The sequence below is a fragment of the Streptomyces sp. NPDC020299 genome (assembly GCF_044387825.1).
Lineage (GTDB): Bacteria > Actinomycetota > Actinomycetes > Streptomycetales > Streptomycetaceae > Streptomyces.
The window spans coordinates 126,462-134,751 of the sequence record NZ_JBIRWL010000001.1; the positions used below are offsets into that span (position 1 = coordinate 126,462).

The 8,290-nt window shown below is 69.8% G+C and carries 8 protein-coding genes; 3 read left to right on the forward strand and 5 right to left on the reverse strand.

Annotated features, from left to right (window positions below; all coding sequences use genetic code 11):
- Window positions 1–66 precede the first annotated feature (66 nt).
- The 5 genes from ACH45E_RS00585 to ACH45E_RS00605 form a co-directional block, all read right to left on the reverse strand.
- Window positions 67–1,572 carry an amidase gene (locus tag ACH45E_RS00585; RefSeq protein WP_361457125.1) on the reverse strand — a complete coding sequence of 502 codons (1,506 nt, stop codon included), beginning with the start codon at window positions 1,570–1,572 and terminating at the stop codon, window positions 67–69.
- A gap of 566 nt (window positions 1,573–2,138) precedes the next feature.
- Window positions 2,139–2,291: a hypothetical protein gene (locus ACH45E_RS00590; protein WP_361457128.1), complete on the reverse strand. Its 153-nt coding sequence runs from the start codon at window positions 2,289–2,291 to the stop codon at window positions 2,139–2,141.
- Window positions 2,292–2,680: 389 nt separating this feature from the next.
- Window positions 2,681–3,334 (reverse strand): helix-turn-helix domain-containing protein, encoded by a 654-nt coding sequence (locus ACH45E_RS00595; protein WP_361457131.1) that lies wholly within the window; start codon window positions 3,332–3,334, stop codon window positions 2,681–2,683.
- Between the two features lie 324 nt (window positions 3,335–3,658).
- Window positions 3,659–4,336, reverse strand: coding sequence for a DUF3159 domain-containing protein (locus ACH45E_RS00600; RefSeq protein ID WP_361457134.1), 678 nt, complete (start codon window positions 4,334–4,336; stop codon window positions 3,659–3,661).
- 257 nt (window positions 4,337–4,593) lie between these two features.
- Complete coding sequence (locus ACH45E_RS00605; protein ID WP_361457137.1) at window positions 4,594–4,737, reverse strand: hypothetical protein; 144 nt, start codon at window positions 4,735–4,737, stop codon at window positions 4,594–4,596.
- 502 nt (window positions 4,738–5,239) lie between these two features.
- On the opposite strand from ACH45E_RS00605, the gene ACH45E_RS00610 reads away from it, so the two are divergent.
- The 3 genes from ACH45E_RS00610 to ACH45E_RS00620 are packed head-to-tail and all read left to right on the forward strand — an operon-like array spanning window position 5,240 to window position 7,714.
- Window positions 5,240–5,704, forward strand: a complete 465-nt coding sequence (locus ACH45E_RS00610) for a GntR family transcriptional regulator (protein WP_361457140.1) — start codon at window positions 5,240–5,242, stop codon at window positions 5,702–5,704.
- A 4-nt stretch (window positions 5,705–5,708) separates the two neighbouring features.
- A complete protein-coding gene (locus ACH45E_RS00615; RefSeq protein ID WP_361457149.1) occupies window positions 5,709–6,641 on the forward strand; it encodes an ABC transporter ATP-binding protein in 933 nt (310 codons plus the stop codon).
- Entirely contained in the window at window positions 6,638–7,714 is a 1,077-nt protein-coding gene (locus tag ACH45E_RS00620; RefSeq protein WP_361457143.1) for an ABC transporter permease subunit, read from the forward strand. Before ACH45E_RS00615 ends, ACH45E_RS00620 begins: the two co-directional genes overlap by 4 nt.
- Window positions 7,715–8,290: the final 576 nt, after the last annotated feature.

An 8,290-nucleotide genomic window follows, 5' to 3' on the forward strand; every position in this document is an offset into this window, starting at 1 on the left:
TTCAGGATGGCCTCGAAGGGTGCCTGCACGGCTGGGCCGACATTTTTGTCCGTACCAAGAGAGACGTCAGGCCGCGGAGGGTATCTCGGACAACGACGGCCAGAGATGCGCCCACGGCCGCGCCCTCTCCAACTGCGCGGCCAGTGCCAGCAGCTCGGGCTCCGAACCAGGACGTCCGACGAACTGGATGCCGAGCGGTAGCCCACTCGACGTCCGGTGCAGCGGCACCGACGACGCCGGACGCCCGGTCACGTTGGCCAGCTGGGTGAAGGGCACCGGCTCAAGGTTCGCGACGGCCAGTTTCTCGACGAGGTTCATCCGGCCCAGCACACCGCCGATCCGGGCGGCCAGCACCCCCCGTGCGGCGAGCCGGACCGGCGAGGCGAGATCGAACTCGCCGATCGGCCACGCCGGCCGGGCCGTGGTCGGGGTGAGCAGCATGTCGTAGCGCTCGTGGAACGCGGCCAGCGCCCGGGTGTGCTGGTGCCAGCGGGACTGCGTGGCCAGATACTCCGGCGCCGAAAGGCGCCGGCCGATCACAGCCATCATCCGGGTCCCGATCTCGAAGTCGTCCTCGGAGCAGCCGGTGAACTCCATTGCGGCCGTGACCTCGGCGGCGACCATCGCGAACCAGGTCGTGAGGAAGTCGGTGGCCAGGCGCTGCCCGTCGATGGCCGGGGCGGATTCCTCCACGACGTGCCCGAGTCCGGTGAGCAACTCCCCCGTGTCCAGAACCGCGGCGGCGGCCTGCGGGTCAACCGGTCCGCCGAGCGGGGACACCGTGGTCAGCCCGATCCGCAGCGGGCGTGGGTCGTCGACGACGGCGTCGGCGTACGGTCGCTCCGCCGGAGTCACCCGGTACGGGCCCTCCGGTGCGGAGCCGGCCAGGACGTCGAGCATCGCGGCGGAGTCACGGACCGTGCGCGACAGCACGCCCTGCACTGCGGCGCCGTGGAAGACCTCGTCGACGTCCGGCCCGGACGGGACGACGCCACGCCCCGGCTTGAGCCCGAACAGCCCGCAGGCCGCAGCCGGATTCCGGATGGAACCCCCGCCGTCGTTCCCGCCCGCGACCGGGACGACTCCGGCCGCGACGGCCGCCGCGGACCCGCCGGAGCTCCCACCGGGCGTCCGCGACAGGTCCCAGGGATTGCGGGTCGGGCCCCCCGCGACCGGCTCGGTTATCGCGCGAGCGCCGAACTCGGAGGTCGCGGTCCGGCCGAACATGACCAGACCGGCGTCGAGCCAACGCTGTACCACCGTGGAGGTCTCCGGGCGCGGGAAGCGTGCCAGCGATCGATTCCCACTGCCGGTCGGAACCCCGGCGAGATGCTGGCCCAAGTCTTTGATCAGGAACGGGACGCCGGCGAACGGCCCGGACAGCGGGCTGCTGGCGCGGGCACGGGCGTCGTCGTCGAGTCGGTGGCGGATCGCGTTGATCGTCGGCTCGACGGCGTCGGCACGGGCAATCGCTGCCTGGAGGAGTTCAACCGGGCTCACCGCTCCGGACTTCACCAGCTCGGCCAGCCCGACGGCGTCGTGCTCCCGGTACTCTTCCCAAGTGATACCCATACGAGTGCTCCCATCAGAGCGATAAGGGGGCAGGTCCGCGGCACGTCCAACGTCACGCCTCGGTCATCGGCGCCCCGGCCACGACCTCGCGCGGGTCTCGGCCGGCCGGTCACGACCGCGTCAGACACTGTGCAGCGATGTTGATCAGCGATGGTCGGAGTCAACACTGTGCCGCAACGGCACACTCAAGCTCATGCTGGGTCACACCACGCCGAGTTCTGGGCGCAGCACCGGGCGCGGGCACGCGATGAAGCTCGGGCTGACCGGAGGCAGAAGGGGTGTCCGGCTGCCGGGCCGGCGTAGGCCCGTCCGCCTTCTTGCTGTGCGGAGTTGACGTCGTCAGTGGGCTGCGGCTGACGCGCGCCATTTCGCGCGGTCTGGCTTTCCCGCCCCCGACCTGGCGCCTGACCCTCACCGTCGTCCGCGACGTACTCGCGCGGATGTGCCACCGGCCCCTTGGCCAGCTCACGCTCCAGCACGGCGAACAGGTCGTCACTGAGCTGTGGCAGCGATGCCGGGCCCTTCGAGGCCAGGGCTCCGGTCCCGTCCTGCGACCAAGCCTTGCGTCAACGCTGTACCGACCGGACGCTGACCCGCAGGTCGTGAGCGATGACCGTGTTCTCGTCGCCCTGCCGGAACCGCCCGGCCGCCGCCATCCGCAACTGCTCGCGGAAGACTCGCCGTTCGTCGGTCAGCCCGCCTCCTTGCGCATACCTCATGCACGTGGCGTACCGCAGGGATCATGGACCGTCAGCCCTGCCGACACCACGCTTCGAAGGTCAGTAAGTCGACTTCATCGCGGGCGCTCGGCATTCCCCGGGCTGGACGGCACGGCCTCCGCCCGGGCACCGGGAACACCGTCTCCCCCTCGGAGCACTGGCCGGTCCAGCAGTTCTCCGCGACAGGATCGAGGGCCGCCTGCCAGGCCCTCACCGAGGCGCTCGGGATACGCACGTCCGGCAGCGAGCCCATCGAGTCCGGGGCAACGAAGCACTTCGGGGCATGCCGCAGCAGGTCGGCCACCCCGCCATGCGGCCGTGGCCCCGGGCACGTGATCACGGCGCCGTGGTGCTGAGGCGGCGACCCGGTGGTGTGTCGGGAACGGATCTCAGGTCGTGGCCGCGTCCCCCACGGCTCCCCCCGTGGCGTTGCGGACCGCCTGGGCCAGGAGCTGATGCACGTAGGCGAATCGGCGCGCGTCGGCACCGCCGAGCAGGGCATCGCCGATCTCCTCGTTGACGACCCGTAGGGCTCCCGAGGCGGCCGCCGCGTGCACCTGCACCCTGATGTCGTAGGCAGGCAGGTTCAGCCGGCCGGCGATGATCCCGGCCAGTTCGCGTTCCATCTGGTCGCAGGCCATCAGCCAGGTCGTGCGGAGAGCGGGCTCCCTGTCGGCGAGCGCGATCATTTTCACCGCGAGCGCGTCGTCGGCGCGTTCCACCCTGTCGGCTTCGCGGGCGTACCTGCTGATCTCAGCGGCTAGATGGTCTTCGAGGGAGAGTTCGGGTTGCCAGCGTCGCAGGGCGGCCATCTCCCATTCGACGCCGTGCGAGATGATCGGTTCGGCACAGCTTTCCTTGCTGCGGAAGTGGCGCCAGATGGTGCGCGTCGACAGGCCCACCGCTTCGGCGATCTGGTCGCCGCTGGTCGCGGTGACGCCCTGCTCCCAGAAGAGACGCGAGGCTTCTCGAGAGATCTCCAACCGGATCCGGCGGCGTCGTTGCTCGCTCATCCCGGGTCCGGCGCGATTGCTCACCTGCATGGGGTCACCTCGTCATACATCCGCGGAAACAAACGCCACAAATGGCGCTGTGTCGCTAAGTGGCAGGTTGGGTCGTCCGGACGGTGCACTGGGCGCCATGTCGGGCGTGCGGGGCCCTCAGCGGTTCCCCGACGTAGCGGGAGGTCGGAGCTGTACGCGAGTCGGGTGTGGGCGGTGCCGACGTAGGGGCTCACCCGCGGGCTGCTCAGGTGGTGCGTGGGGAGTCTGTTGGGGATGGCCGTGGTCGCTCCGTGGTGCGGACGCGCGTGCCGGACGGGCCGCGGAGGCCCGTCCGGCACGGACGAGGAGCGGGGAGGGCGCCGGTCAGGCGCGCTGGGCGGGCAGCAGGCCCATGGCCTTCAGCCGCTTGTTGGAGGCTCGGGCGGCCCAGGCGACGGCCAGGAAGCCCACGGCGAGGAGCGGGTAGCCCATGGCGATCTTGGCGAAGCCCAGCGAGCTGACCTCGTCGGCCTGGTAGAGGTACTGCTGGACGGCGAACCGGGCGCCGAAGATGGCGGCCAGTACCAGGGTGGCGATGTCGTAGTAGAGCCGTGAGCGCTTGTCCTCCCGCCAGACGGTGCCCTTGCCGGTTGCCGAGTTCCAGATCAGGCCGGCCAGGGGCCACCGGAGCAGCACGGAAAGGACGAAAGCGACGGCGCCGGCCAGGCTCGCCCAGATGCCGATGAGGAAGAAGTCCTTGGCGGAGCCTGTGTACCAGGAGATGCCGGCCGCGATCGCCACGCCGAACAGGCCGCCGAGCGCGGGTTGGATCGACTCCTTGCGCGTCAGCCGCTGTACCGCGATGCCCAAGGCGACGAGTAGGGCGGCGGCGACGCCGGCCTTGAGTCCGCCGACGTTGTTGGCGACGACGAACACCACGGGGGGCAGTGCCGAGAAGACAAGACCCTTGGTGCCGCCCGCCTGCTCAAGCGCCGACCTCTGCTTCCGCTGGCCTGCCGTCTGCATGTCGGTTGCCGCCTCCTGGGGACTCGTGGTCTGCATGATGATCAGCTCTTCCGGGTTCGTCTGGGGGGCGAGTTACTGTGACACTAAATGTCAGTCTGGCAGTAAGTGACGAACAGGGCCATCTCTCGCTCTGTGATCTGAGTCACGCCTTGGGTCGCAGCGGTGACTGCTGCGGCCAGGAGCCGTCTGGGTGCGGGCATGGCGAACCTCCTGGGCGTGGGGCAAGAAGGAAGCGATGAGGAACCCGAGAGAGGCCGAGGGGGGTGGCCTCTCCTTTTGGGGGAGCGGGGGTGTCACTGGACGCAGTCAGTGGCCTCGGGCGTGAACTTCATGAGGTCGAGCCGGTCCGTGGCAGCGGCCTTGGTGTAGGTCGCGTGGGTGACCCGGTACCAGACGGCGCCCCTGGAGGTGTCGCCGTCCACGTCGTTCAGGCTCACGCCAGCGCTCCTGGCGGATCATCCGGGTGTGCGTCTCGGTGCCGCTGCGGACGTTCTTGCACTTCCGGGAGCCCGTGGTGGACGTGCACTTCCTGACCGTGTGCGGGCGCGTGACCTTGGTGGTCTTCCTGGAGACGTGGCGGACGGCGTCGCAGAGTCCAGTGGCGGCGGCCGCCTCCGATGCGGTGTCCGGCGCGGTGCCCCCTGGTCGTCGTCGTGGACCTCGTCGCGCTGGCCACTGCTGCCCCCGCTGACGGTGGAGCCTTCCCATGGGTTGTCGTTCTGCCCGCTTCCGCTTCCGCATGCGTCAAGCCCGGCCATGAGGGCCATCGTCAGAGCGCCACCATCAGGCGTCTCTTGCCGGACATGTCTTGTTCCCTGTCCGCTGATGTCCCAAAAAAAGACGGTCAGCGTACCTCCCGCCCGCTTCTCCTCGTCCCCGGTCGGCATTGACAACCGCCCTCGCACCCCTCCATCATCATTCCACTAATCAGGTAGTGGAATGGTGGTGATCGTGGAGTACCGCATCGACAGGCGGAGCGGGGTCCCCGCCTTCCAGCAGATCGTGCAGCAGACCAAGCAGGCCCTCCGGCTTGGCGTACTCGTGCCGGGGGACCGGCTGCCCACCGCCAAGGAGGTCGCCGAGACCAGCACGGTCAACCCGAACACCACACTCAAGGCGTACCGCGAACTGGAACGCGAGGGCCTGGTCGAACCACGACCGGGCCAGGGCACCTTCGTACGCCGCACGCTGGGCCGCCCCGAGACGGGCACCGACTCGCCGCTGTACGCGGAGCTGGTGGCGTGGATGTCGAAGGCGGCCGGGGCCGGTCTGGAGCAGGAGGACGTGGCCGCGCTGGTCGCGTCGGCGATGGAGAAGCAGTACGCCGCCGGGACCACGGCGGCGACGGGGGCCACGACAACGGGGTCCACGGGGGCCACGACAACTAGGAGCACACGTGAGTGAACGCATGTACGCGGGGGAACCGGCGATCGAGGCGTACGGACTGGGGATGCGCTACCGGCGGGGCTGGGCGCTGCGGGACTGCTCCTTCCGGCTCCCGGTGGGCCGGATCTGCGGGCTGGTGGGACCCAACGGGGCGGGCAAGACCACACTGTTGAACATCGCGGCCCATGTCCTGGAGCCGACGCAGGGCTCGATCAGCCTGTTCGGTGAGGCTCCGGGCTCGGCGGAGGCCGGCCGGCGTACCGCGTTCCTCGCCCAGGAGAAGCCCCTGTTCCGCCGCTTCACCGTGGCGGAGACCCTGCGTCTGGGCCGGGAGCTGAACCCCGGCTGGGACCAGCGCGCCGCCGAGGACATCATCCGCGCGGGCAATGTGCCCTTCGAGGCGAAGATCAGCACCCTCTCCGGTGGTCAGCGCACCCGTGTCGCCATCGCCCTCGCCTTCGGCAAGCGCCCCGACCTGCTGCTGCTCGACGAGCCGATGTCGGACCTCGACCCGGTCGTGCGCCACGAGGTCATGGGCATCCTCCTCGCCGAGGCCGCCGAGCACGGCACCACCGTGCTGATGTCCACCCACGTCCTCGCCGAACTGGAGAACGTATGCGACTACCTCGTCGTCGTCTCCGGCGGCGGAGTGCGTCTCGCCGGTGACGTGGACGAGCTGAAGTCCGTGCACACCCTGGTCACCGGGGCCAGGGAGGGCGACGGTGTGCCTGTCGCCCTCGGGCACCACACCCTCGTCGAGTCCAGGACCAGCGGACGGCAGTTCACCGCCCTCGTCCGCCCCGAGGGCCCGGTCATCGGCCCCTGGGAGACGGACGCCCCGAACATGGAGGAACTCCTGCTCGCCTATCTCCGCTCACCCGACGCACCACCGCTGATCACCCCCACCGCCCAGGTCCATGGCCAGGGGTTCGGCACCGGGGCGGTGGCGGCATGAGCACCTTCACCCGCAGCTCGACCAGCACCTCGACCGGCTCCACGAGCGACGGCAAGAACGGGACCATGAACGGGACCACCGACGGGACCTTGAACGCGACCACCACGGAGGCCAACCGGCGCCCCCGACTCAGCGGTATGACCTGGCTGGTCTGGCGCCAGCACCGGGCCGGGTTCTGGGCGATCCTCGCCGCCACCGCGCTCTCCGTGGCCTGGATCGTCTACCAGCGCGGCCAGCTGGTCGACTTCCTAGACGGCTACGGCTATCCCGGCAAGAGCCTCGACGATACGGGCGGCAGGTTCCAGCAGTACAACGACGCGTTCTCCTTCGTCTCCATCGGTCTCCAGGCGATACCCATCCTGCTCGGTGTCTTCCTCGGCGCCCCGCTCCTCGCGGGCGACCTGGAGAACGGCACCGCCAAGCTGGTCGCCGCCCAGTCCATGAGCCGGACCCGCTGGCTCGCCACGAAGCTGGCGCTGGCCGGACTGGTGGTCGTGGTGAGCACGGGCGTGTTGTCGGCGGTGTTCGGCTGGTGGTGGAACCCCGTCAAGTCCGATGTCACGGTCACGGTCATGGACTGGACCTCGGGCGCCGCGTTCAACACGACGGGCCCGGTGCCTGTCGCCCTCACCCTCTTCTCCGTCTTCGGCGGGGTGGCGATCGGTGTGGTGCTGCGGCGCACGCTGACGGCCATGGTGGTCACCTTCGGTTTCACCGTCGTCCTCCAGCTCGTCTGGGGCTACTTCCTGCCGTCGCTCGGCAACGTCGTCGCGGCCACGACGAACAAGGGTGTCGACGCGTACCCGTCGCTCCCCCACGGCGCCTACGAAATCGACCAGTCGTATGTCACCGGCAGCGGGGATCTGGTGGGCTGGAGCACCTGTTCGGGGTCGCAGACCGACGCGGCACGGCAGGTGTGCCTGGACAAGGCCGATGTCGTGGGCTGGTCGGTGCAGTACCTCCCGATGTCGCAGATGAACGCCATGCAGTGGTTCGGGGCGTCGATCCTGTTCGCCCTGACCGCCGGTGTCGTGGCGTTCCTCTTCTTCTGGGGTCGTAAGCGGCTCGTCTGAGTCCGTACGCCCCGCGCCCCTTTGCGAAGGGGCGCCTCTTTCCCCCTCCGTTTCGGCCGGACGTTCCCCGAATCGCCCGATCGCTGGCCGTGCCCGACCTTGCCCTCCGGCGCCGGCAGAGCTACGCCACGATCATCATTTCGGGTTCGCCAGCGCCCACAGGATCGCTCCCGAGCCCACGGAAGCTGACGTCGAGGTCGTCGGCGTCGCGTCTGACGACGTCGCCCCCGAGGAACGCCGCGCTCTGGTCGAGCGAGAGCAGTAGGACTACTCGGCACCTGGGTCGTGCTGGACATCAAGCCCCGCGGCGGCCAGGCCGCATACGTGTCGGGGCTGCACCAGCAGCTGTCAGACATCGTCAACTGCTTCCCGCCCGTACTCCCGGCTCGGGGCTAGCACCACCTCTTTCCCCAGGGACTTCCACCCCCAAGCAATCACCCATGCTGGGCGCACACACGGAAGGGGGGTGTGGGCGGGCCGGGGGGAAAACCCACCCGGGGGGGGGGGGGGGGGGCCATCCCGGCGCGCGGGGGGGGGGGGGGGGGTCACACGGCGGGGATTTGCGCGGGCGGGGGT